This window comes from Campylobacter sp. S4:11, assembly GCF_024723695.1.
GTDB lineage: Bacteria > Campylobacterota > Campylobacteria > Campylobacterales > Campylobacteraceae > Campylobacter_D > Campylobacter_D jejuni_C.
Window position 1 is genome coordinate 25,727 of the sequence record NZ_JANQDC010000002.1, and the last position, 24,294, is coordinate 50,020.

Annotated in this window: 17 protein-coding genes, 1 tRNA gene and 3 pseudogenes; 8 read left to right on the forward strand and 13 right to left on the reverse strand. The window is 29.6% G+C overall.

The window, feature by feature from the left end; genetic code table 11:
• Positions 1 to 82 precede the first annotated feature (82 nt).
• Both uvrB and CAMP5053_RS00780 read left to right on the forward strand, forming a co-directional pair.
• Positions 83 to 2,056 carry an excinuclease ABC subunit UvrB gene (gene uvrB / locus CAMP5053_RS00775; RefSeq protein WP_337217085.1) on the forward strand — a complete coding sequence of 658 codons (1,974 nt, stop codon included), beginning with the start codon at positions 83 to 85 and terminating at the stop codon, positions 2,054 to 2,056.
• An 8-nt stretch (positions 2,057 to 2,064) separates the two neighbouring features.
• Positions 2,065 to 4,042 (forward strand): annotated as a pseudogene (locus CAMP5053_RS00780) (LTA synthase family protein).
• Between the two features lie 16 nt (positions 4,043 to 4,058).
• On the opposite strand, the gene efp reads toward CAMP5053_RS00780, so the two are convergent.
• The 8 genes from efp to pheS are packed head-to-tail and all read right to left on the reverse strand — an operon-like array spanning position 4,059 to position 13,903.
• On the reverse strand, positions 4,059 to 4,628 hold the full coding sequence (gene efp / locus CAMP5053_RS00785; protein ID WP_039618934.1) for an elongation factor P: 570 nt from the start codon (positions 4,626 to 4,628) through the stop codon (positions 4,059 to 4,061).
• A 60-nt stretch (positions 4,629 to 4,688) separates the two neighbouring features.
• Positions 4,689 to 6,269, reverse strand: coding sequence for a phosphoglycerate dehydrogenase (gene serA / locus CAMP5053_RS00790; RefSeq protein WP_087699988.1), 1,581 nt, complete (start codon positions 6,267 to 6,269; stop codon positions 4,689 to 4,691).
• On the reverse strand, positions 6,266 to 6,745 hold the full coding sequence (locus CAMP5053_RS00795; RefSeq protein ID WP_087699986.1) for a hypothetical protein: 480 nt from the start codon (positions 6,743 to 6,745) through the stop codon (positions 6,266 to 6,268). The genes serA and CAMP5053_RS00795 overlap by 4 nt, the downstream gene beginning before the upstream one ends.
• Positions 6,746 to 6,751: 6 nt before the next feature.
• A complete protein-coding gene (locus tag CAMP5053_RS00800; RefSeq protein ID WP_087699984.1) occupies positions 6,752 to 8,419 on the reverse strand; it encodes a 30S ribosomal protein S1 in 1,668 nt (555 codons plus the stop codon).
• Between the two features lie 55 nt (positions 8,420 to 8,474).
• Positions 8,475 to 9,311: a 4-hydroxy-3-methylbut-2-enyl diphosphate reductase gene (locus CAMP5053_RS00805; protein WP_087699982.1), complete on the reverse strand. Its 837-nt coding sequence runs from the start codon at positions 9,309 to 9,311 to the stop codon at positions 8,475 to 8,477.
• Complete coding sequence (gene aroA / locus CAMP5053_RS00810; RefSeq protein ID WP_337217086.1) at positions 9,301 to 10,587, reverse strand: 3-phosphoshikimate 1-carboxyvinyltransferase; 1,287 nt, start codon at positions 10,585 to 10,587, stop codon at positions 9,301 to 9,303. Before aroA ends, CAMP5053_RS00805 begins: the two co-directional genes overlap by 11 nt.
• A complete protein-coding gene (gene pheT / locus CAMP5053_RS00815; RefSeq protein ID WP_337217087.1) occupies positions 10,584 to 12,914 on the reverse strand; it encodes a phenylalanine--tRNA ligase subunit beta in 2,331 nt (776 codons plus the stop codon). The genes aroA and pheT overlap by 4 nt, the downstream gene beginning before the upstream one ends.
• On the reverse strand, positions 12,911 to 13,903 hold the full coding sequence (gene pheS / locus CAMP5053_RS00820) for a phenylalanine--tRNA ligase subunit alpha (protein WP_337217088.1): 993 nt from the start codon (positions 13,901 to 13,903) through the stop codon (positions 12,911 to 12,913). Before pheS ends, pheT begins: the two co-directional genes overlap by 4 nt.
• 84 nt (positions 13,904 to 13,987) lie before the next feature.
• Between pheS and CAMP5053_RS00825 the strand changes: the two genes are divergently transcribed.
• The gene (locus CAMP5053_RS00825) at positions 13,988 to 14,353 is read left to right on the forward strand and encodes a histidine triad nucleotide-binding protein (RefSeq protein WP_039626806.1); all 366 of its coding nucleotides are present in this window, start codon (positions 13,988 to 13,990) and stop codon (positions 14,351 to 14,353) included.
• A gap of 17 nt (positions 14,354 to 14,370) precedes the next feature.
• Here CAMP5053_RS00825 and pckA read toward each other — a convergent pair whose 3' ends face one another.
• From pckA to CAMP5053_RS00850, 5 genes are read right to left on the reverse strand one after another with little or no spacing between them, the layout of a single operon-like run.
• Positions 14,371 to 15,945 (reverse strand): phosphoenolpyruvate carboxykinase (ATP), encoded by a 1,575-nt coding sequence (pckA, locus tag CAMP5053_RS00830; protein ID WP_337217089.1) that lies wholly within the window; start codon positions 15,943 to 15,945, stop codon positions 14,371 to 14,373.
• Positions 15,946 to 15,955: 10 nt separating this feature from the next.
• Complete coding sequence (locus CAMP5053_RS00835) at positions 15,956 to 17,734, reverse strand: biotin/lipoyl-containing protein (protein WP_337217090.1); 1,779 nt, start codon at positions 17,732 to 17,734, stop codon at positions 15,956 to 15,958.
• 58 nt (positions 17,735 to 17,792) lie between these two features.
• Positions 17,793 to 19,127 (reverse strand): sodium-dependent transporter, encoded by a 1,335-nt coding sequence (locus tag CAMP5053_RS00840; protein ID WP_133319885.1) that lies wholly within the window; start codon positions 19,125 to 19,127, stop codon positions 17,793 to 17,795.
• 9 nt (positions 19,128 to 19,136) lie between these two features.
• Complete coding sequence (locus CAMP5053_RS00845; RefSeq protein ID WP_263659755.1) at positions 19,137 to 20,474, reverse strand: sodium-dependent transporter; 1,338 nt, start codon at positions 20,472 to 20,474, stop codon at positions 19,137 to 19,139.
• Positions 20,475 to 20,483: 9 nt separating this feature from the next.
• On the reverse strand, positions 20,484 to 21,836 hold the full coding sequence (locus CAMP5053_RS00850) for a sodium-dependent transporter (protein WP_263667249.1): 1,353 nt from the start codon (positions 21,834 to 21,836) through the stop codon (positions 20,484 to 20,486).
• 194 nt (positions 21,837 to 22,030) lie between these two features.
• Here CAMP5053_RS00850 and CAMP5053_RS00855 point away from each other — a divergent pair, with 194 nt between their 5' ends.
• The 5 genes and pseudogenes from CAMP5053_RS00855 to cetZ (CAMP5053_RS08585) all read left to right on the forward strand — a co-directional run.
• Positions 22,031 to 22,354, forward strand: a complete 324-nt coding sequence (locus CAMP5053_RS00855; RefSeq protein ID WP_012661906.1) for a F0F1 ATP synthase subunit C — start codon at positions 22,031 to 22,033, stop codon at positions 22,352 to 22,354.
• Positions 22,355 to 22,383: 29 nt separating this feature from the next.
• Positions 22,384 to 22,469: transfer RNA gene (locus CAMP5053_RS00860), tRNA-Leu, on the forward strand.
• A gap of 21 nt (positions 22,470 to 22,490) precedes the next feature.
• Positions 22,491 to 22,925, forward strand: coding sequence for a hypothetical protein (locus tag CAMP5053_RS00865; protein ID WP_263667247.1), 435 nt, complete (start codon positions 22,491 to 22,493; stop codon positions 22,923 to 22,925).
• Positions 22,926 to 23,091: 166 nt separating this feature from the next.
• A pseudogene (cetZ, locus tag CAMP5053_RS08580) lies at positions 23,092 to 23,757 on the forward strand (energy taxis response protein CetZ); the annotation flags it as partial.
• Between the two features lie 102 nt (positions 23,758 to 23,859).
• Positions 23,860 to 24,285: pseudogene (cetZ, locus tag CAMP5053_RS08585) on the forward strand (energy taxis response protein CetZ); the annotation flags it as partial.
• Between the last annotated feature and the right edge of the window lie 9 nt (positions 24,286 to 24,294).

The following is a 24,294-nucleotide window of genomic DNA, read 5'->3' on the forward strand; positions in this document are numbered from 1 at the left end:
TACATAGCTTTTTGTTTTAAAATTTAAATTTTTTACAAAAAATTTTGTGTAAAATTAGCAAAAATACAAGTTAGGAAAATTTATGTTTGAACTTACTAGTGATTTTGAGCCAAGTCCTGATCAAAAACAAGCCATTGATGGTATAGTAAAAAGTATCAAAGCAGGTAATAAATATCAAACCTTACTAGGTGTTACAGGCAGTGGAAAAACTTTCACTATGGCAAATATCATTAAAAACTTGAATATACCTACTCTTATCATGAGCCATAATAAAAGCTTATGTGCACAACTTTATAGTGAATTTAAAGGCTTTTTTAAAAACAATCACGTGGAATATTTTATAAGTTATTATGATTATTATCAACCAGAAGCCTATATACCAAGAACGGATGTTTTTATAGAAAAAGATAGTTCTACCAATGAAGACTTAGAAAGATTAAGACTAAGTGCAAGCGCTTCACTTTTAAGTTATGATGATGTTATTTGCATAGCTAGCGTTTCAGCAAATTATGGCTTAGGAAATCCTAGTGAGTATGTAGGTATGGTTTTGATTTTAGAACTAAATATGCAAATTTCACAAAAAGAACTTTTGAAAAAACTTGTAGATATGGGCTATAAACGCAATGATAATTTCTTTGATAGAGCTGATTTTAGAGTCAATGGAGATATAGTAGATATATATCCAGCTTATTATGAGGATGAGGCTATTAGACTTGAGTTTTTTGGCGATGAACTTGAGGCGATGTATCATTATAGTGTCTTAGAAAATAAAAAAGGTAAAGATTTAAAAAAATTTATACTTTATCCAACTAGTCAATTTAGCGTAGGTGAAGCTAGACTTAAAGAGGCTATAAAAGGTATAAAAACTGAATTAAATGAACGTCTTGCTTATTTTGAAAATGAAAATAAACTCGTAGAAGCACAAAGACTAAAACAAAGAGTGGAATTTGATCTTGAGATGCTTCAAAGCACTGGCATGTGCAAAGGAGTTGAAAATTATGCCTTGCATTTAACAGGACTTAAAAGCGGTGATACACCTTATACGCTTTTTGATTATTTTGCTATTAAAAACCAAGACTTTTTAGTCATTGTAGATGAATCTCATGTATCTTTACCACAATTTCGTGGGATGTTTGCAGGGGATAGAAGTAGAAAGCAAACTTTGGTTGATTATGGTTTTCGCTTGCCAAGTGCTTTAGATAATAGACCTTTGATGTTTGATGAATTTATTAAAAAAAATTGTAAATTTTTATTTGTTTCAGCTACACCTGCGCCTTTAGAACTAGAATTAAGCAAAGAAAATATTTTTTATCAAATTATGCGTCCAACAGGGCTTTTAGATCCTAAAATAGAAATCAAAGATAGTGAAAATCAAGTTGAAATTTTATACGATGAAGCTAAAAAAGTTATAGAACGTAATGAAAGAGTTTTAATAACCGTTTTAACTAAAAAAATGGCTGAGGAACTTAGTAAATACTACTTAGAGCTTGGCTTAAAAGTAAAATACATGCACTCAGAAATTGATGCAATAGAACGTAATGAAATCATCCGTGACCTAAGAAGCGGTGCTTTTGATATTTTAATCGGGATTAACCTTTTAAGAGAAGGACTTGATTTACCTGAAGTTTCCCTTATAGCGATTATGGATGCAGATAAAGAAGGTTTTTTAAGAAGTACCACTGCACTCATTCAAACAATGGGGCGTGTAGCTAGAAATGTCAATGGAAAAGTATTACTTTTTGCTAAAAAAATCACAAAATCTATGCAAGAAGCTATCGATACCACCAATGAGAGAAGAGCTTTACAAGAAGCTTATAACAAAAAACACAACATCACACCAACCTCAGTAAAAAGAAACATAGAAGAAAGTTTAAAACATGAACTTGAACAAGGAGAAATTTATCGCAAAGGCAAAGAACTTGAAAAAATGCCTGCAAAAGAACGTGCTAAAATAGTAAAAGAATTAAGAAAACAGATGCTAGAGGCAGCTAAAAACCTTGAGTTTGAGAAAGCAGCAATGCTTAGAGATGAAATTGGAAAACTAAAATTTTTATAGGAGAAAAAATGAAAAAAACGCTCATTCAAATTATTATCTTTTGTTTTTTATTTATAAGCATATTTACTATTAATAGGCTTTTCATGCAAAATGATTTTATTTCACAAAAAATCATACAAAATAATTTCTATGATATATTAAAAATGTATTTTTATGGAATTTATCATGATATAAGATTTTTAAGTGTTGCTTTTTTACCGCTTTTGTTTTGTGGATTTCTTTCTTTAATAATTTCTCATCTTAAACACAAAAAACTAGTGATATTTACGGGGGGGGGTATATAGACTATATAGCATTGTTTCAAGTATTTATATAGCATTTATAGCTATTATAAGTATAATTTTTTCTTTTGCAAAATATTACTACTACGAACTTTATAATGACAAATTTAATATTTTTTTATTTAGTATAAAAAATGACAATATTAGCACTATTTTAGATATCATCTATAATGATTACCCTATTTTAAAAATTTCATTTTTAGCTTTATTTATTTCTTTATGCTGTGTATTTTTAAATTTAAAAATTTTATATTATAAAACTACCAAAAACAACTATAAAATTCATACCTTATTATTTTTAAATATCATTTTAATTTTTATATACATTTTAGCTCTTAGGGGACCATTTAAACATGTTGCTATTAATGTACAAAACTATTCCTTTAGCGAATTTAAAGTTGTAAATGATACTATGCTAAATCCTATAATGACTTTTGCTTGGGCTCATAAACAATACAAAGAAGAACAAAAAATACCCTCAATTGATGATAGCACTGCAAAAGAAATTCAAAGTAAATTGTTTCCTTATATGGATATAAGTCAAAATAACCCTATAGCAGATACTACAAAACCAAGTATTTTTTTAAATATAATGGAAAGTTTTGGTTTAGAAATTAATGAGTATAGTTCTGAAAAAATAAATTTTTTAGGTGAACTAAAGCAACATTTTGAGCAAGATTTTTTATTTAAGAGATTTTTACCATCAAGCAATGGAACTATACCTAGTTTGGCAAATTTATTATTTATCAGTCCATTTTCAAATATTTCAACTAGTAAATTTCAAACAATAAAACTACCTCTTACTCCTATTGAAATTTATAAAAAAGCAGGTTATAGGGTTATTTTTATAAGTGCTGGAAATGGATCTTGGCAAAATATAAAAGAGTATTTAAAAATACAAGGAGTAGATGAAATTATAGATGAAAATAGTATAGTTAATTCTTATCCTCAAGCTAAAACAACGCAAAATGGCTATGGAGTAGCCGATGAATTTTTATATAAAAAAGCTTATGAAATATTGCAAGATAATCCATATAAAACATTAATCATTGCCCTAACAATATCAAATCATCCTCCATATTTAGATTATAATATAAAGATTAATCATGATCAAATACCAAATAAACTATTAAATCTTCTTCCATATAATCATAAAAAACAACTAGCTATATTAAAAGCATATACTTATGCAAACAATGAATTTGGAAAATTCTTAAGCAAAATAAAACATAGTGAGCTAAAAGACAAGATTATTGTAGCCGCAACAGGAGATCATAGAACAAGAGATTTGAAAAATAATCTAAATAATACAAAAGCTTTTTCTTATAGTGTTCCTTTTTATTTATACATCCCAAAAATACTACAATATAATATTCATTATGATAAAAATAGAGTAGGATCACATAAAGATGTATTTCCGACCTTATATAATATAAGTCTTAGTAACGTAGAATATATTAGCATGGGCGGAAGAAATATATTAGGTCTAGCTAAAAACGAAAAACTAGAATTTGGGATAAATGATGCATTGTGGATTGATGATAAAGGTGTATATATTACAAATAAAGGATATTTTTTTGAAAAAAACACTTCAATCAAAAACACAAGTCAAGAAATTATTTTAGATAAATACCATAAAGAATTTCATGAGTTATATTATAAAATAAATTGGTGGCAACTCAATAAAAGGCTAAATAATAAATAAGCTAAGACAACTTAGCTTATTTATTTGCTCTTTCTATATACTCTCCACGCACAGTATCAACACGGATTACTTCCCCTTCTAGCACATGGAAAGGAATTTGCACTACTGCACCTGTTTCTAAAGTAGCTGGTTTTTTGTTTGAACCTTGAGTATCACCTTTAAAATTCGGCGCTGTTTCAATAATTTTAAGCTCCATTACTTGAGGTACTTCCACGCCAATTGCTTTTCCATTGTGAAATAAAACATCTACCATGGTTCCATCAAGCATCCATTTTTTAGCTTCACCCACATCTTCATCACTAATTGCAACTTGCTCATAAGTTTGAGTATCCATAAATTGACAATTTTCACCATCATCGTATAGATATTGCATTTGTTTTTCTTCTAAATTTGGAGATTCACATTTATCCCCTGCATGGAAAGTTTTTTCCAAAACCTTACCATCAATAAAAGATTTAATTTTAATACGCACAAAAGCAGGACCTTTTCCTGGTTTTACATGTTGATATTCTACGATTTTAAAAGGAATACCATCAATTTCTATTTTTAAACCTTTTTTTAAATCTCCCATTCCATAAGAAGCCATATATTTTCCTTAATTTTAAAATTAAAAAATAATTGTAACAATTAAGGCTTATAAAAAGCCTTAAATTTCTGCATATTCTGCAAAAATACAAGCATCAATAGCTCTTAATTCCTCAAGCAAAGCTTTTGAAATTTTTGTATCAAGCAAAATCACAGCCAAAGCTTTTCCAAAGCCATTTCTACCAAGTCTAAAATCAGCTATATTGACATTATTTTTAGCTAAAATTCCGCTAACATTAGCAATAACTCCTGGTATGTCATTATTGTTTAAAATTATCATTTTCCCTTTAGGTTTAAAATCTACATCAAAACCATTTAACTCTACTATCCTTTGTTCGTTTTCACCAAAAATAGTTCCTGAAATAGAAAGATTAGAATTATCTGTAATTACCTTTATGGTGATTTTATTACTATAACCACTACTTGGTAAAATACAAGAAGAAAGTTCCACACCCTTATCTTTAGCTACAAAATGCGCATTAATATAATTAATATTTTCACCTAAAATTCCTCTTAAAACACTCACTGTTGCAAAAGTTAGCAAAGACTCATTATACTCACTAATTTGTCCTTCACTTTCAAGTTTAATAGCCTTAATAGGAGTTTTATCAAGTTGAGCAGCCAAAAAGCCCATTTTAGAAATAAGCTCAATATAAGGTGCTACAAAACTTGGCAAATCTTCAGTTTTAATTGGTAAATTTAAAGCATTAGGATAAGAAATTCCTCTTACAGCATTTAAAGCTTGCTCGCATGCTTGAATAGCAATATTTTCTTGACTTTCCAAGGTATTTGCACCAAGATGAGAAGTAACAGAAACATTTTCAAAGTCTAAAAATGGATGATTAGTTGCAGGTTCTTTATTAAATACATCTATGCCAAGCCAAGCTATTTTACCACTTTTTAACCCCTCGCACAAAGCATCTTCATTATAAAGACCGCCTCTGGCACAATTGATCAATCTTACGCCATCTTTCATTTTAGAAATTTCTTCAAAAGAAATCATATCTGTTGTTTCTTTTGTTTTTGGTGTATGTATGGTAATAAAATCACTTTGAGTTAAGATTGTATCTAAAGAATTCACACACTCTATACCCAAATCAGTCATTTTAGAAGCTACCACATAAGGATCATAAGCTATAACTTTCATACCAAAAGCTTTTGCACGTACAGCTACTCTTGAACCTATGTTACCAAAACCTATAACCCCTAAAGTTTTGTTCATAAGCTCAACACCATACCACTTTTCTCTTTCCCATCTTCTTTGTATTTTTAAAAAATTATGAGCATTTACAAAAGATCTTGCAGAGCATAATAAATGATTCATAGTAAGTTCAACCGCTGCTATGGTATTAGCCGTTGGCACATTCATTACTATAATGCCTTTTTTAGAGCATTCATCTATATCAACATTATCAACCCCAACACCTGCTCTAACTAAAGCTTTTAAATTAGAACATGCATTGATAAATTTCAAATCCACATCCGTTGAACTTCTAGTAATAGCCACATCCACATCGTTTAATTTTGTCAAAAGCTCATCTTTAGGTAAATGTGCCGCTTCGATAAGCTCTACATCATCAGCTTTTCTTAAAAGCTCTACACCTTTGTCTAATATTGCATCACATACAATAATTTTTTTCATAACCAAACCTCCTTTAATTTTGCATTTATGTTGTAAATTTTTAATTTGTCGATCAGTGCATTTAAAACTTTTTCATTATCTGTATCTAAATAAATCGCAACTTCATCTTTACTCTGTGTTAAAGTATATTTAATAAAAAAAGAATGCAAAGTTTGCTTTAAACAAAACATAGAATAAACATCATTTTTATTCACATCAAGCATATAGAATTTTTGCTTTGGCTTTACTATAGAATCATCCATATTAAAACTCATATAAAATTCATTTGCCGCTGGAGAGAAGTCATTGATTTTAAGATTTGAAAGTTTATCTTGCCAAGTTTGCGGCAATTCTTTTTTTATCTCATCAAAAGAATATTTAACATTTTGTGAGATAGATAGATTTCCAACATCTAAATATCTCACCATAAAAACAAAAGCAACAAATAAAGCTAAGCTTAAAAAGCCTAAAATACCATAAAGGGTATATTTTTTCATTTTTTATTATGAAAGTTGATCTTTGATAATATCACCTAAAGTTACTTTATCATTATCATTGATTTCATTTAACGCTTCTCTTTCTTTCATTTTTGCAAGACTTTTCACGCTTAAACGAATTCTATTTTTCTTTTCATCAATGAAAACAATTAAAGCTTCTATTGTATCGCCTACTTTTAAACTTGAAAAATCAATATTACCTAAATCTTCTTTGTGAATTAGCGCATCAACACCTTCTTCAAGCTCCACAAAAACTCCAAAATCCTTAATATCTCTAATTTTTCCTGAGATAATATCATTTACTTGGTGTTTTTGCGCATAAACTTGCACAGGGCTTTTTTGCAATTCTTTAGTACTTAAAGAAATCTTTTGATTTTCTTTGTCTAGCTTGATGATTTTAACTTCCATAACATCACCAACTTTATACATATCTTTGCATTTATCGTTTCTATTCCATGAAGCGTCTTCATTGTGCAATAAACCTTCTAAATTTGCAATTTTTACAAAGGCACCAAAATTAGTCACAGAAGTAACACTACCTTTTACTACATCACCTACTTTATGTGATTTTAAAAACTCATCAAAAGGTTTTGCTAATAAATTTTTTAAAGAAACCCTAAGTCTTCTTTCTTTAGCATTAATCTCAATCACTTCCACATCAAGCTCTTGACCTTCGCTAATATAATCTTTTGGATTCTTAGCATTTTTATCCCAAGAAATTTCACTTATATGTAAAAATCCTTCTATATCATTTCCTAAATCAACAAAAGCACCATATGGCTCTATATTTGAAACTGTAACCTTAATGGTGTCACCAACCTCTAAACCATCTTTAATTTCATCCCAAGGATCAGGCATAGCAAGTTTGATAGATAAAGAAAGATGTTTTTTATCTTTATCATATTTAATCACTTTTACAGGAACCTTATCGCCTTCACTATATAATGAACTAGGATTTACTGGCCCTTTGTAAGAAATTTCACTATAATGAACCAAACCATCAACACCACCTACATCAACAAACATACCGTAAGTAGTGATTTTTTTAACAGTACCTTCTATAATTTCTTCTTGATTTAACACATTTGAGATAATCTCTTTGCGTTTTTTTCTTTCTTCATCTACTATTTTTTTTCTAGAAACTACTATACTTTGAGCTTCTTTGTCTATTTTGATGATTTTAACTTTAAAGGTTTTATTGATGATATTGTTTGAATCTTTAAAGCTACTTTGTGATTTTGGTAAGAAAAACTCTACTCCATTTTCATCCACAGCTACAAAGCCACCTCTATTTTTACCAATGATTTTTACATCAAAAATACTTTCATCATCTTTATAATTATCAATAAATTCTTTAACTTTTTGCTTTCTTAAAGCTTTTTTATGAGAAAGTAAAGATCTGCCACCGCGAGAACCCACTATAGCAACTTCTAATGTATCGCCTTCTTTGAAGATAAATTCGCCTTTGTCGTTTTGAATTTCTTCTATTGCTAAAATACCTTCTGATTTTTGCCCTACATTTACAAATACTTCATCGCCTTTAATCGCGACAATTATACCCTGTGTAGTTGCCTCCTCATCAGACTTAAAAGATTCTTCAAGCATTTGCTCAAAATCTTCTTCTATGATAATATCCTCTAGTCTGTTTTGAACTTTTTTGTTCACCTCGCTCATCGTGGTCCTTTATTTTAAATTTTAATTCTTGATTATAGTATTGTTTTCTTTAAACTTAGTTAATTTTGGTGTATTCTTTGATTTTTTCCAAAACCAAATTAATCACCCAATCAGGTGTAGAAGCACCCGCGCTAATACCACATTTTTCTTTACCACTAAACCATTCTTTTTGAATTTCTTTTTCATTTTCGATTAAATAGCTATCCTCGCAGTAATTTTTTGCTATTAAAAAAAGTTGCTTAGTATTGGCTGAATTTTTTCCTCCAACTATTATCATTACATCACTTTTCTTGGCAAGTTCATTGATTGCTTCTTGGTTTTTAAAAGTTGCATCACATATAGTATTAAAAACACGCACTTCCTTAACCCTGAGCATTAAATAATTTACAATTTCCATAAATTTTTCTACTTTTTTTGTAGTTTGTGATACCACTGCAATTTTAGAAGGCAATTTAATATCAAGCAATTCTTTTTCATCAAGCACTACATAAGCCTTAGTACTTACATAACTTCTAACCCCTTTTACTTCAGGATGATTTTCATCGCCAAAAATTACCACTTCATAGCCTTCATTACTCATTTGTTCACAAATTTTTTGAGGTTTAGTCACAAAAGGACATGTAGCATCAAAAATTTCCATGTCTTTTTGCTTTAATTTTTCTAAATCTTGTTTTGTAATTCCATGGGTTCTAATGATGGCTTTTTTTTCTGTGCTTAATTCATTGATATCATTTAATGTTTTAACATTATAATTTTTCCAAAGTCTTGTGATTTCTTCATTATTATGAATTAAAGGGCCTATAGTAGCTGCATCTTTAATCTGCTCAGCCTTTTTAATGGCTCTTTTTACTCCAAAACAAAATCCATAACTTTTTGCTAGCTCAATCTCCAACTTTAGCTCCTATTTGCTTTAAAATTTCGATAAAATTTGGAAAAGAAGTTTTAATGCATTCGCTATCATCTACTTCCATTCCACATCTTAAACCTAAAATTAAAAAACTCATCGCAATTCTATGATCTCCAAAGCTTTCTATTTTAGCACTTTTAGCTTCGCCACCTTCTACTTCAAAACCATCTTCAAATTCTTTTACTTTTATGCCACATTTTTGCAAATTTAATACAATTGATTTAATTCTATCGCTTTCTTTTACGCGTAATTCTTTAGCATTTTTTACAGTACTTTTTCCTTTTGCACAAGCAAAAGCTATAGCCAAAGCTGGAATTTCATCAATCAACCATGCGATATTTTCACTCACATTTATCGCTTTTAAGGGCGCACTTTCAACATAAATTTCTCCAATACTTTCAAAATCTTCATTAGTAGTATTATAAGTAATTTTTACACCCATTTTTTCTAAAATTTTAAAGGCTTCAATGCGTGTTTTATTTAACAAAACATTTTTTAAAACTACTTTTGAATGAGGTAAAATACAAGCGGCTAAGGCAAAATAAAAGGCTGATGATGGATCATTTGGTACACATACTTCAAATGCTTTTAATTTTTCTTTTAAAGGATTTATTTTAATAAAAGTTTTATCCTCATTTAAATATTCAATGCAAGCTCCCATTTTATTAAGTATAATCTCACTATGATCTCTTGAAAGATCAATTTCTTTAAAATAACTTTCTTTTTTGGCAAATAAAGCTGCTAAAATTAAAGCTGATTTTACTTGAGCTGAGGCAATATTACTACTAAAATCAAAACCTTCTAACTTGGATCCTTGTATACAAATAGGTGCTAAATTCGCATTAGCTCTTCCATAAATTTTAGCTCCTAAACTCATCAAAGGCTCACTTACCCGCTTCATCGGCCTAGCATTTAAATAACAATCTCCACTAAGTACAAAAAATTCATCTTCGATAGCACTTAAAAGACCTATTAAAAGTCTCATAGCTGTACCTGAATTGCCACAATCTAAAACACAATTTGGAGATTTTATATATTTTGGAGCTCTAATATAAATTAATCCGTTAATTTCTTCAACTTCAGCTCCCAAAGCTTGAATAATTGCTAAGGTATGTAAGGTATCTTGGGCTTTTAAATAATTTTTAATTTTGCAAGTTCCTTGGGTAAGCAAAGAAAAGATAGCAAAGCGATGAGATATAGACTTATCAGAAGCTATATCTTCAAGCTCTACTTTAAAAGATGAAATAGGACTGATTTTCATCGAAGTTTTAAACCATGTTCATCATCTAAAGCTTTGATGATTTTATCAATATATCCAAGAATAATATTATCTTCTAAGGTTTTTTCAAAATCTCTAAATACTAAATTAATAGTCAAGCTATAAAAATCGCCTAAATTCTCATCTGTATATAAATCTACTACTCTAAAACTTTCTAATCTTTCAATATCTAATTTAGCAATAGTGTGTTTGATTTTTTCATATTCAAAACCCTTAGGTATAACTATACTTAAATCCCTGCTCATAGATGGAAATTTAGAATAAGCTTTAGCAGTTTTAAAGTCTTGTTTTAACCCTTCTAAATCAAGCTCACAAATATAAGTTTTAACCAAATCTCTTTTATTTTCTATACTTAAATGCACTCTACCTATAAATCCTATACTCTTGCCATTTTTATATACATTTGCTTGCTCATATGGGCTTAAAAATGCGTATTCTGATTTTTGCAAACTAAACTCACCTATAATGCTCTTTAATTCTGCTAAAAAAGTATAAAAATCCACTAAAACAGGCTTGGCCTTATTTATGATTTTAGCTTCTTCTTTGTAACCACTAAAGATCATTGCAAATTTAGCATGCTCGTTTGAAAACTCATCAAAAACACTACCACATTCAAAAAGTTTAATTTTCTTTTTTGAATTTCTTAGATTAAAGCTTACTGCATTTAAAAGATGATTTATTAAAGTACTTCTTAAAGTATTAAGTTCGTTAGTAATAGGATTAATGAGTTTGTTTTTAATACATTTAAATCCTAGCTGACTTAATTCTTCTTCATTATCCAAAACATAATGCACACTTTCAAAATATCCATTGCTACTTGCTTTTAATCTTAAATTTTTAAGCTCTTGATAATCAAAATATACTTGATTTAAGCGATTTTTTTCTTTAAATTCTAAAGCTTTTGATGGGATATTATCAATACCAATAATTCTTACTATCTCTTCACTAATATCAGCTATATTTACTATATCACTACGGTGAAGTGGAATTTTAATATTAAATTGTTCATCATTTACCACACTTATTTCAAAGCCTAGTTTTCTAAGAATTTTGACTAAATTATTTTTATCTATAGGCATACCAATGATTTTATCAACCTCTGCACCAAAAATCCCAATAATATTTGCTTCATTTTCTTTAAAAACTTGTTGGCTTCCTGAAAAAACACTCATTGCACTAATTTTTAAGCACTCATTAAATAAATACTCCATTCCCAAAGAAAGCTTAGGCTCGCTGCCTCTTAAAGAACGATATATAGTGTCATTTTTCTTTTTATAAAAGGCTATTGCATTTGCTATAGTTTGAGGATGAGTATAACTTGCTTCTATAATGATGATTTTACTCTCATCATTGATTTTAAATTTATCTTCTTGCACTATACCTGCTAAAGCAATCAACTCATCTTTATAATAAACCCCATATTCTCCATGTTCTTGAGTTTTAATCTCTAAAACAATCTTTTCATCGATTTGACATTCTTGACAAAGCTTATGAAAATCATAAGCACAAAAAATCACTCCGCTTGCATGAGTTGCATAAGTTAAAAGATTTTCTATGTTGTTATTTTTATATGCTTCAATCAAAGCAAGACGAATTTGTATCGTGATATTTAACTTAAATTCTTCTTTAATCTCTAGTGCCTTATAAGCAAAAAATCCTTCAACATCACTTTGATTTTTAACACTGAGTATTCTTCCTATACCTACGCTATTTTCACTTTCTTTTAAAGGATTTAATTCTTTTAAATTTAAATCAAGTGCTGCACTCAAATCTCTAGCAACACCATATAAACTCAAGCAATCCCCGCGGTTTGGAGTAAGTTCTATTTCAATTAATTCATCATTAAAAAGTTCATAATCATTTAAAGCTTTTCCTAAAACCAACTCCCCCATGCTTTCATCTAAAACCATAATACCTTCATTGCTTTTTCCAAAACCAAGCTCACTAGAAGAGCAAATCATACCCATAGATTCAACCCCTCTAAGTTTGGCAGGTTTTATCTCAAGTCCATTTGGAAGCACTGCACCTACTAAAGATACGGCTACAAATTGATCTTTATCAACATTTTTTGCGCCACAAACAATTTGTAAAATTTCATTCCCAACATCTACTTTACAAATATTCAATTTATCTGAATTTTCATGTTTAACTTTTTCTAAAACCTTACCTATTACAACTTTTTGGGGAGCTTTAACACTTTTGAAACTATCAACTTCTAATCCTATAGAATTTAAAGTATTTACTATAGTTTGTGTTGATATTTCACTTAAATCAATCCATTCATTTAACCAATTTCTACTAATAATCATCTAAATTGCTCCAATAATCTTAAATCACCTTCAAACATAGAACGCAAATCAGGAATTTTATGTAAAAGCATAGTAAAACGCTCCACACCCAAACCAAAAGCATAGCCACTTACATTTTTATAACCAACAAATTTATAAACATTAGGATCAACAACGCCACATCCTAAAACTTCAAGCCATCCTGTTTGCTTACAAACCCTACATCCACAACCTTTACAAAACACACAAGAAATATCTACTTCAGCAGATGGCTCTGTAAAAGGAAAAAAGCTTGGTCTAAAACGCACTTTTACATCGCCAAACATATGTTTTAAAAAATGCTCTAGCATATCTTTTAAATTTGCAAAATTGACTTTATCACCCTCTTCTACCACAAGTCCTTCTACTTGATGAAACATAGGGGTATGAGTAATATCAAAATCTCTTCTAAAAACTGCACCTGGTGCTATCATTCTAATAGGTGGTTTTTGAGAAAGCATAGTTCTAATTTGAACTGGAGAAGTTTGAGATCTAAGCAAGGTTTTATCTTCAAAATAAAAAGTATCTTGCATATCTCTTGCAGGATGATTTTGTGGTAAATTCAATGCTTCAAAATTATGAAAATCATCCTCAATCAAAGGCCCTTTTTCTATACTGAAATTTAAAGCTGTAAAATATTCTATGATTTTATCCATAGTTTGCATGATTGGGTGCAAAGCACCTGCATTTGAAGTTTCATCAAAAAAGCTAAAATCTTGCACATCTTGTTTCATTTTTTCATTTAAAGCTTTTTCTTCTAATTCTTTTAATTTTATTTGATAAGCCTCATTAAATTCATCTCTTGTTTTATTTAAACCATTGGCAAATTCTTTTTTTTCTTCACCTTGCAAATCTTTTAACTTTGCAAATTCTAAAGTCAAAATACCTTTTTTTCCTAAAACACTTACTTTTATATTTTCAAGCTCTGCTAAAGTATTTACAGAAGCAATTTTTTCTATCATATCTTGCAATTTTAGCTCCAACTAAATTTTTTTTAAACATTCTAATGTAAAATTATTTAAAATTAGCAAAAATAATAAAAAAAGGACTACCAAATGAGAGAAAAAACCGTATTTGAACTAATCGTAGAAGGAAAAATTCCTGCTAATAAAGTTTTAGAAAGTGAAAAATTTTTAGCTTTTCATGATATCAATCCTAAAGCACCTATTCATATTTTAATCATTCCAAAAGAACATTTTGAAAACTTTCAAGAATTAAGACCTGAATTAATGAGCGAAATGACACAATTCATTCAAGAACTAGCTACTCTTTTAGGACTTGATAAAAGTGGGTATAGATTAATCACAAATTGTGGAAAAAATAGCGGACAAGAAGTTTTTCATTTGCATTTTCATATGTTAGGTGGATTTGAGCTTCCAAAAAATAAAGAAACCCAAATCAATCCTGAATCACTATTCTAAAAAGAGCTCAACTCTTTTTAGATAGCAGGGCCAGCTAATTTAAATTCTGCTCCTTCTTTTACATCTTCATAGCGTTTGAAATTTTCTATAAACATTTTCGCAAGCTTTAATTTGGTTTCTTCGTAAGCTTTTTTATCCTCCCAAGTATTAATAGGATTTAATAGCTTACTTTCTACACCTGCTAATTCTTTTGGAACTGCAAGATTGAATAAATCATAGTTTTCAAACTCACAATTTTGTATACTACCATCTAAAATCGCATTAATGCAAGCTCTAGTAGCTTTAATACTCATTCTTTTACCTACACCATAAGTTCCACCGCTCCAACCGGTATTTACCAGATAAACATTCACATTATGCTTGCTGATTTTTTCGCCCAAAAGTTTTGCATAAACAGTTGGATGTAATGGCAAAAACACTTCTCCAAAACAAGCTGAAAAAGTCGCAACAGGTTCAGTAATACCTCTTTCAGTTCCTGCTACTTTAGCAGTATAACCACTTAGAAAATAATACATTGCTTGTTCTTTACTAAGTTTACTAACCGGAGGTAAAACACCAAAAGCATCCGCTGAAAGGAAAATGATATTACTAGGATGACCTGCACTAAGGCTTGGCTCGTGATTTAAAATATGCTCTATCGGATAAGAAACTCTAGTATTTTCAGTTTTAGAGCCATCATTGAAATCAACGCTTAAATCATCTTTTAAAACTACATTTTCTAAAAGTGCATTTTGTTTGATTGCCCCATAAATTTCTGGCTCACTTTGAGGATCAAGGTTAATGCATTTTGCATAACAACCTCCTTCAAAATTAAACACACCCTCATCATCCCAACCATGCTCATCATCGCCTATTAATTTTCTTTTTGGATCAGTTGAAAGAGTAGTTTTACCTGTACCACTAAGCCCAAAGAAAAGCGCCACATCGCCTTTTTCTCCAACATTAGCACTACAATGCATAGAAAGTTTATTTTCAAGTGGAAGCCAATAATTCATCATAGAAAAAATTCCTTTTTTCATCTCTCCACCATACCAAGTTCCACCAATTACTGCTATATTTTTTTCTATGTTAAAAATGACAAAAACCTCTGAATTTAAACCATCTTTTTTATAATCTTCATTCACACATTTACAAGCATTATATACTACAAAATCAGGCTTAAACTCTTTAAGATCTTCTTCTTTTGGGCGAATAAACATATTTTTTACAAAATGCGCTTGCCATGCAATTTGCGTTACAAAACGCACAGCTTTACGACTTTTTAACGAAGCTCCACAATATGCATCTTGGATATAAATATCACTATTACTAAGTTGTTTTTTAGCTTTTGCTAAAAGTTTTTCAAATAACTCCTCACTAATAGGTTGATTAATCTTACCCCAAGCAATATATTTTTGTGAAGGATCTTGTTTTACAAAATATTTATCCTTAGGACTTCTTCCGGTAAAAATTCCCGTATCCACACTAAAAGTACCATTTTTAGTACATACACCTTCATTATTGTTTTTTTCGTGTTTTAAAAGCTCATCATAACTAAGATTATGAAAAACTTGTCCGATATTTTCTAAACCTAAATTTTCTAAACCTATCATTTTTGCCTCCTTATTTATAAGTCATTAAAGCTTGGCCTTCACTTACACTCTCACCAGCATTTACTAAAAGTTCTGCAATTTCTCCATCTTTACTTGCACTAACTTCAATCTCCATTTTCATAGCTTCAAGTACAGCTACAACTTGCCCTGCTTTTACACTATCATTTTCTTTGACTAAAATTTTAAATACATTTGCATTCATACTTGCAACGATAGCATTATCGCCTGTTTGGGCTTTTTTAGCTTCTGCGTTGTTACTACTTACTTTTACAGCACTTTTAACATTAACATCTCTATCAAAACCTGCACTTACTTCTACATGGTATTTATTACCATTAACTGAAACAGTAAATTGATTTTCATTAACAAGACTTGGTTTTAATTTGCTATTTTTTCTAACATTAACCTTAGCTTCACCTTTTAAGAAAGCTATGCCTTTTTCTTTACAAGCTGCAACGATAAAAATATTTTCTTCACTTGTTTCTAAATTTTCTTTTTCCAATAAGTTTTTAATATAAGCTATGCTTTTACTCTCATCTGCATCGGCAATATCTGTTGCTAATTTTGTAGTTGGCTCTAATTTTAATTGCTCACTTGCAAGCTTAATTACTTCAGGATCTGGAGCAACGGGAGTTTTTCCAAAATATCCTAAAACCATTTTTCCATATCCATCTGCAATTTTTTTCCAAGGACCAAACATTACATTATTAAAAGCTTGCTGGAAATAAAACTGCGATACAGGAGTGACAGAAGTACCATAACCACCTTTTTCTACTACTTCTTGCATAGCTTTTATAACTTGAGGAAATTTATCTAAAATATTATTATCTCTCATCATTTGCGTATTAGCAGTTAATGCTCCACCTGGCATAGGTGAAAAAGGTATTAAAGGATTTACCGCCGTTGCTTCAGGTGGTAGAAAATAATCTTTTAAACAATCTTTTAATACTTCTTCGTATTTTAAAATTTTTTCTTCATCTAAACCAAGATCAAAATTGCTTCCTTTTAGAGCATGAAGCATTGTTAAAATATCAGGTTGAGAAGTACCACCACTAACAGGAGCTGCAGCTAAATCTATACCATCAACACCTGCTTCTAAAGCTGCTAAATAGCATGCTATACTCACCCCTGCGGTTTCATGCGTATGTAATCTTATATGCATATTTTCAGGCAGGTTTTTTCTAGCCATTTTAATAACTTCATAAATTTTATTTGGATTTGAAGTTCCGCTTGCATCTTTAAAACAAATACTATCAAAAGGAATTTGAGCTTGTAGAATTTCTTTTAAAATTCTTTCATAAAATGGCACATCATGCGCACCTTTACATTTTGGAGGTAAATCCATTAAAGTAATGGTAATTTCATGTTTTAAACCATGTTTAACTATACATTCTCCACTAAATTTTAAATTATTTACATCATTTAATGCATCAAAATTTCTTATTGTAGTTGTGCCGTGTTTTGCAAACATTTTTGCATGCAAATTGATAATTTCTTTACTACCTGTATCAAGTGCTACGGTATTAACCCCTCTTGCAAGAGTTTGTAAATTTGCATCTTTTCCAACGATGGCTCTAAATTTGTCCATCATTTCAAAAGCATTTTCATTCAAATAAAAAAATAGACTTTGGAATCTAGCTCCACCACCAAATTCAAAATGCTTAATATCTGCTTCTTTAGCTGCTTCTAGGGCAGGAAAAAAATCATTCATTAAAACTCTAGCACCATAAACAGATTGAAAACCATCCCTAAATGTGGTATCCATCACATCAATTAACTTTTTAGCCATAATTTTTCCTTATTTTTACATCTTTGCAATTATAACTCTACTTTCTTAAAAAATAAATTTATAAAATTTGATTTAACATAATGATAATAATCGCAATAGGTGCAACAAATCTAAGTAAAAAATACCATACTTCAAAAATACTTCTACTCATAAACTTAGAAAATAAATTGTAAATTTTTATTTTTTCCACAAAAAATCCTACGAAAATAGCACTTGCAATAGCTCCAAGTGGGAGCATAAAATTAGAAGTTAATTTATCTAAAATATCAAAAAAACTTAAACCAAAAAAACTAAAGCTAGCCCCATAATTAGCACTAAAAGATAAAATACAACTCATTCCCAAAAGAAAGACTACAAAGCCTATAAAAACCAAAGCTTTTTTTCTTGAAATTTTATATTCATTTACAAGATAAAAAGTAAAAGGTTCTATCATAGAAACTGCTGAAGTAATCCCTGCAAAAAATAAAGCTAAGAAAAAATAAAAAGCTAAAAAATGTCCAAAGATAGCACCTAAATTAGAAAATAAAGTTGTTAAAGATATAAATACAAGCCCAGCTCCTTCTGCAGGATTAGCATTAAATTTAAATATAAAAGTAAATACAATAAGTCCCATCATCAAACCTATACTGATATTTAAAAGCACAATTATGGCCGAACTTGTAATTAAATTTGTATCGTCTTTTAAAGAGGCTGCATAAGTGGTAATACAACCTATACCTAAACATAAAGTAAAAAAAGCAAGACCTAAAGCTGTTAAAACAGAGTTTAAACTAAGCTTGGTAAAATCAGGATAAAACAAATAAACAAAAGCTTCCTTAAAACCATCTTGAAAAAAACAATATACTAGCATTAAAACAAGCATAATAAACAAACTTGGCATAATCCAAACATTAAGTTTTTCTATACCGCTTTTAACCCCTCTTGAAACAACAAACAAGGTAAGAAAAAAAGCAATTAAAAAATACAAACTACTTTCTAAAATACTATTTTGTATTAAATTTCCAAATAAAGCTCCTGCTTCTTGAGTATTGCTAGGTAGATAATAAATCGAAGTTATCATGTATTTTAAAACCCAACCCATAATAACAAGATAAAAAGATAATACAAAAATTCCACCGAGCATAAAAAATCCAGCAAATTTCCATTTTTGAGCATACTTAGTTGCTAAGCTTTTATAAGCATTGACAGGATCACTTTGACTTAATCTTCCCATAGCAATTTCAGCCAAAAATACACAAAATCCTATACTAATAGTCAAAAGTAAATACAAAAGTACAAAAGCAAAACCACCATTTTGGCCTACTAAGGTTGGAAATTTCCAAGCATTTCCAAGCCCTATAGCTCCACCTGCTACTGCTAACACAAAACCTATTTTAGAAAATTTATCATTCATTTTAACACCTTAGAAAAAAAGCTGTCTGGCCATGATTAAAATAACCGCTAATGGAGAAATGTATCTTAAAAAGATATACCAAATTTCAAAATATATCCCACGCATAAATGGGTAAAATAAAGTTTGTAAAGCTTCTTTTTTAAGCACAAAACCCACAAAAAATGCTGTAATTAAAGCAGAAATTGGCATTAATAAATTTTGTATGAAAAAGTCTAAAATATCAAAAAAACTTTTTCCAAAGAAATTTAAACTTGATGCACTTACATGATAAAAAGAAAGTATAGATAAACTTCCAAGAAAATAAACAATCATACCCACAAAAACCAAAGCTTTTTTTCTTGAAATTTGATAACGATTTATAAGATAAAAAGTAAAAGGTTCTATCATAGAAATAGCCGAAGTAATCCCTGCAAAAAATAAAGCTATAAAAAAGGCTATGGCTAAAACATTTCCCAAAAATCCTAACTTTGCAAAAAGCGTTGTTAATGATATAAATATAAGTCCTGGACCTTGTTGAGTAGGATCGGCTCCGAATTCAAATATAAAAGTAAATACAATAAGTCCCATCATCAAACCAATGATAGTATTAATAATGATAATATTTAAAGCACTGCTTATAAAATTTGTTTTATCAGGCAAGCTTGCTGCATAAGTTAAAATCACACATACACCCAAAGACATACTAAAAAATGCAAGCCCTAGTGCGTCTAATATAGAATTAACACTTAATTTTGAAAAATCAGGTACAAATAAAAACTCACTTGCTTTAGAAAAACCATCCATACTAAAAGAATATCCAAGCATTAAAATAAGCAGTATAAATAAGCTTGGCATCATCCAAACATTGAGTTTTTCTATACCACTTTTAACACCTTTTGATACTACATAAAAAATTACCATAAACACAAAAGTAAAACATATAAATTGAGATAAAACATCATTAGAAAGTAAATTTCCAAAAATAGCGCCTGCTTCTTTTGTATCTTTAGGTAATTCAAAAAACCCAAAATAAGCATATTTTGCTATCCAACCTATAACAACACTATAAAAAGACACTAAAATAATAGCACCAAGCATAAAAAATCCCGCAAATGACCATGCCTTTTTATTTTTTGGCGCTAAAGTATAATAAGCATTTACAGGATCTTTTTCACTAAGTTTTCCTATGCTAAGTTCAGCCAAAAATATCACAAAAGCCACACCCAAGGTTAAAAGTAAATATACCACCACAAAAGCTGAACCGCCATTGTTACCCACTAAAGTTGGAAATTTCCAAGCATTTCCAAGTCCAACAGCTGAACCTGCTACCGCTAATACAAAGCCTATTTTAGAAAATTTTTCATTCATCTTTTAACCTTAAAAAAATAATTGTTTTACCATGATTAAAATCACCGCTAAAGGTGAGATATATCTTACAAAAAAATACCAACACTCAAAATATTTACCCCTCATATAAGGATAAAATAAAGTTTGTAAAGCTTCTTTTTTAAGCACAAAACCTACGAAAATTGCACCAAATAATCCGCCCAAAGGCATCATTAAATTTGAAGCAATAAAATCTAATATATCAAAAAAACTTTTTCCAAAAAATTCTAAAGAATCTTTACTCCACTCAATTCCTGATAAAATACACAAACTTCCCAAAAAATATACAATGAAAGCTATAAAAATCAAAGCTTTTTTTCTTGTAAAATTATAAGAATTGATTAAATAAAAAGTTAAAGGCTCTATCATGGAAACTGCTGAAGTAATCCCTGCAAAAAACAATGCAATAAAAAAAGCCACAGCTAAAATATTTCCCAAAGGTAAAAAGCCAATTGGGTCAATATTTGAAAATAAACTCATTAAAGATACAAAAATCAAACCTGGACCTTGCTGAGCTGGATTGCCATTAAATTCAAATATAAAAGTAAATACAATAAGCCCCATCATAATACCAATGATAATATTAATAATAATAATATTAATAGTACTTGTAATAAAATTTGTTTTATCTGATAAACTTGCAGAATAAGTTATAATCGAGCCCACTCCAATAGATAAAGAAAAACAAGCAAGTCCCAATGCACTCAAAAAAGCTCCTACCCCAAGCTTGGAAAAATCCGGAGAAAATAAAAACTCACTTGCCTTAGAAAAACCATCCATACTAAAAGAATATCCAAGCATTAAAATAAGTAGTATAAATAAACTTGGCATCATCCAAACATTGAGTTTTTCTATACCACTTTTAACACCTTTTGATACTACATAAAAAATAACTATAAATACAAAAGTAAAACATATAAATTGAGATAAAACATCATTAGAAAGTAAATTTCCAAAAATAGCGCCACTCTCTTCTATGCTTTTTGGTAAAGGAAAAAATCCAAAATAAGCATATTTGACAATCCATCCTATAATCACACTATAAAAAGATACAATCAAAATAGCACCTATTAAAGAAAAACCAACTATAGACCAAGCTCTTTTATATTTTGGAGCTAAAGTATAATAAGCATTCACTGGGTCTTTTTCGCTGAGTTTTCCTATGCTAAGTTCGGCTAAAAATATCACAAAACCTACGCCCAAAGTCAAAAGTAAATACAAAAGTACAAAAGCTGAGCCTCCATTTTGTCCTACTAAAGTTGGAAATTTCCAAGCATTTCCAAGTCCAACAGCTGAACCTGCCACTGCTAATACAAAACCTATTTTAGAAAATTTTTCATTCATAAAAATAACCTTAAATTTATAAAACTATAAAAAATTTTTAATGTAGCTAAAAAAAACTTTAATTTGTTTTAAAATAGATCTATTAATTTAAATTTCAATAATTTTAAAGCTATATTGATATATAATTACGCTTTTATAAATCACGAGTAGGGATACGCAAGCCGAAAGGATTTAAATTTTTATAAGGAAAAACTATGAAAAAAATCGTATTTTTAATGCTAGCTTTAAGCGGTTTTGCATTTGCAGCTGAAGGTTCTATGAATCAATGGTTAGCTTCTTTTTCTATCTTAGCAGCAGGTTTAGGACTTGGTGTTGCAGCTTTAGGTGGAGCTATCGGTATGGGTAATACTGCAGCAGCAACTATAGCAGGTACTGCTAGAAACCCTGGTCTTGGTGGTAAATTAATGACTACTATGTTTATTGCTTTAGCGATGATTGAAGCTCAAGTTATTTATGCGCTTGTTATTGCTCTTATCGCTCTTTATGCTAATCCATTCCAAGCATTAGTAGCAGCTTAAAATTTTCAAAGCCCTCTTGTGGGGCTTATGCGGTTATGGTGGAATTGGTAGACACGCCATCTTGAGGGGGTGGTACGCTCAGCGTGTGCGAGTTCAAATCTCGCTAACCGCACCATTTTAAGGAAATTTTAGAAAAATGGTTTTTTATCTCTTAATTAGTGCATTAGCTTTTTTAGTTCTTTTCTTTGCTATTAAAAAATACACTTTAAAATTAGACGAGCAATCTTTACTTGAACCTATAAAAAATGACATCTATCCTGAATTTTGTGATCTAATCAATGAAGAAATAAGAAATATCAAAAATAATCTTTTGCAAAATACTTTTACACTTCAAAATGAAAATTACAAAGATGAATTTTTAGAAAATTTAAGCGATATGAGTAGAAAACTTAATCATATTCAAACCATGAATTTAAGTAAAAAAAATAATGCATTATGGGAAGAAACTCTTTTTAATTTTTTAAAAGAACTAGAAAATCTCAATAAACAATTCTTAAATGATAGTGAAAAAATCAATGATTTAATAAGATTTTCTTTACAAGAAAAATTCTCTAATTTAACAAAAAACTAATATAAACAAATTATTTATTTTAAAAAACACTATATAATTTCAAATTATTTTATAAAGGGGTTTTATGTTTATCAACAAGAAAAAAATTAATGAACAAATTACTCAATTAGAGCAGTCCATTCAAGCTTTTCAAGATATACTTAATGCCATTGGTAAAACTATGGCTATGATAGAATTTCAAACAGATGGGACTATTATTAGTGCTAATGAAAATTTTCTAAAAACCATGAATTACTCTCTAGATGAAATTAAGGGAAAACACCATAGTATGTTTTGCTTGCCTGAGGTAGTAAAATCACAACGCTATGTTGACTTTTGGAGAGATTTAAAAAGCGGTAAATCAAGAAATGGTCTTTTTAGACGTATTGCAAAAGGCGGGAAAGATATTTATCTTGAAGCAAATTATCTTCCTATTTTAAACCAAAATAACGAAGTATATAAGGTTATTAAATTTGCAAACGATATCACTCAAAGACACTATGAAATGCTTGATCTAAAAAACACCATAGATGCCGCTAATCGTTCTATGGCCATTATCGAGTTTAATCCTTATGGAGAAATTTTAAGTGCTAATGAAAATTTTACTCAAACTATGGGCTATTCATTAAGCGAAATCAAAGGAAAGCATCATAGTATGTTCTGTGAAGAAAAATTTAGAAATTCAAAAGAATATACAATTTTTTGGGAAGAGCTAAGAAGCGGTAAATTTCAATCAGGAAAATTTATACGCTTTGGTAAAAACAATAAGCTAATCCATTTAGAAGCAAGTTATAATCCTATTAAAAATGATGATGGAGAAATTTACAAAGTTATTAAATTTGCAACAGATATTACCGAGCAAGTTGTAAGAGATGAAGAAAAATTAAAACTTATCAGCGAATTAGCTGAGCAAAATGATAATTTAACTCAAGAAGGTGATAGCGTTATAGAAAATACAGTTCAAAATATTCAAGGCATTGCTGATATGATGAATAATAGTAGTAATTTGGTTTCATCGCTAAATGAGCAATCAGAAGAAATTAAAAATATCATTCAAACCATTAGTGATATAGCTGATCAAACTAATCTTTTAGCACTAAATGCAGCTATTGAAGCAGCGCGTGCAGGTGAGCATGGTAGAGGCTTTGCCGTAGTTGCTGATGAAGTTAGAAATCTAGCCGAAAGAACCGGACATTCAGTAAATGAAATTACTACTACCATTAATTCTATAAGAAATGTAACAGCTGAAGTGGTACAAAGCATTAAAGATGGCTTAAGCGGCGTAAATCAAAGTGTGGACTTAGCTAAAGAAGCTAGAGAGTGTATGGAAAAAATTAGAAATAGCTCAGCTCAAGTAGCACAAGCTATGCAGAATAAATAAAAGTTTTTA

Bases quoted from the DNA above. Each gene is read 5' to 3' on its own strand.
- uvrB (WP_337217085.1), top strand. From the start codon at position 83: ATGTTTGAACTTACTAGTGATTTTGAGCCAAGTCCTGATCAAAAACAA.
- efp (WP_039618934.1), bottom strand. From the start codon at position 4,628: ATGGCTTCTTATGGAATGGGAGATTTAAAAAAAGGTTTAAAAATAGAA.
- serA (WP_087699988.1), bottom strand. From the start codon at position 6,269: ATGAAAAAAATTATTGTATGTGATGCAATATTAGACAAAGGTGTAGAG.
- CAMP5053_RS00795 (WP_087699986.1), bottom strand. From the start codon at position 6,745: ATGAAAAAATATACCCTTTATGGTATTTTAGGCTTTTTAAGCTTAGCT.
- CAMP5053_RS00800 (WP_087699984.1), bottom strand. From the start codon at position 8,419: ATGAGCGAGGTGAACAAAAAAGTTCAAAACAGACTAGAGGATATTATC.
- aroA (WP_337217086.1), bottom strand. From the start codon at position 10,587: ATGAAAATCAGTCCTATTTCATCTTTTAAAGTAGAGCTTGAAGATATA.
- pheT (WP_337217087.1), bottom strand. From the start codon at position 12,914: ATGATTATTAGTAGAAATTGGTTAAATGAATGGATTGATTTAAGTGAA.
- CAMP5053_RS00825 (WP_039626806.1), top strand. From the start codon at position 13,988: ATGAGAGAAAAAACCGTATTTGAACTAATCGTAGAAGGAAAAATTCCT.
- pckA (WP_337217089.1), bottom strand. From the start codon at position 15,945: ATGATAGGTTTAGAAAATTTAGGTTTAGAAAATATCGGACAAGTTTTT.
- CAMP5053_RS00835 (WP_337217090.1), bottom strand. From the start codon at position 17,734: ATGGCTAAAAAGTTAATTGATGTGATGGATACCACATTTAGGGATGGT.
- CAMP5053_RS00840 (WP_133319885.1), bottom strand. From the start codon at position 19,127: ATGAATGATAAATTTTCTAAAATAGGTTTTGTGTTAGCAGTAGCAGGT.
- CAMP5053_RS00845 (WP_263659755.1), bottom strand. From the start codon at position 20,474: ATGAATGAAAAATTTTCTAAAATAGGCTTTGTATTAGCGGTAGCAGGT.
- CAMP5053_RS00850 (WP_263667249.1), bottom strand. From the start codon at position 21,836: ATGAATGAAAAATTTTCTAAAATAGGTTTTGTATTAGCAGTGGCAGGT.
- CAMP5053_RS00855 (WP_012661906.1), top strand. From the start codon at position 22,031: ATGAAAAAAATCGTATTTTTAATGCTAGCTTTAAGCGGTTTTGCATTT.
- CAMP5053_RS00865 (WP_263667247.1), top strand. From the start codon at position 22,491: ATGGTTTTTTATCTCTTAATTAGTGCATTAGCTTTTTTAGTTCTTTTC.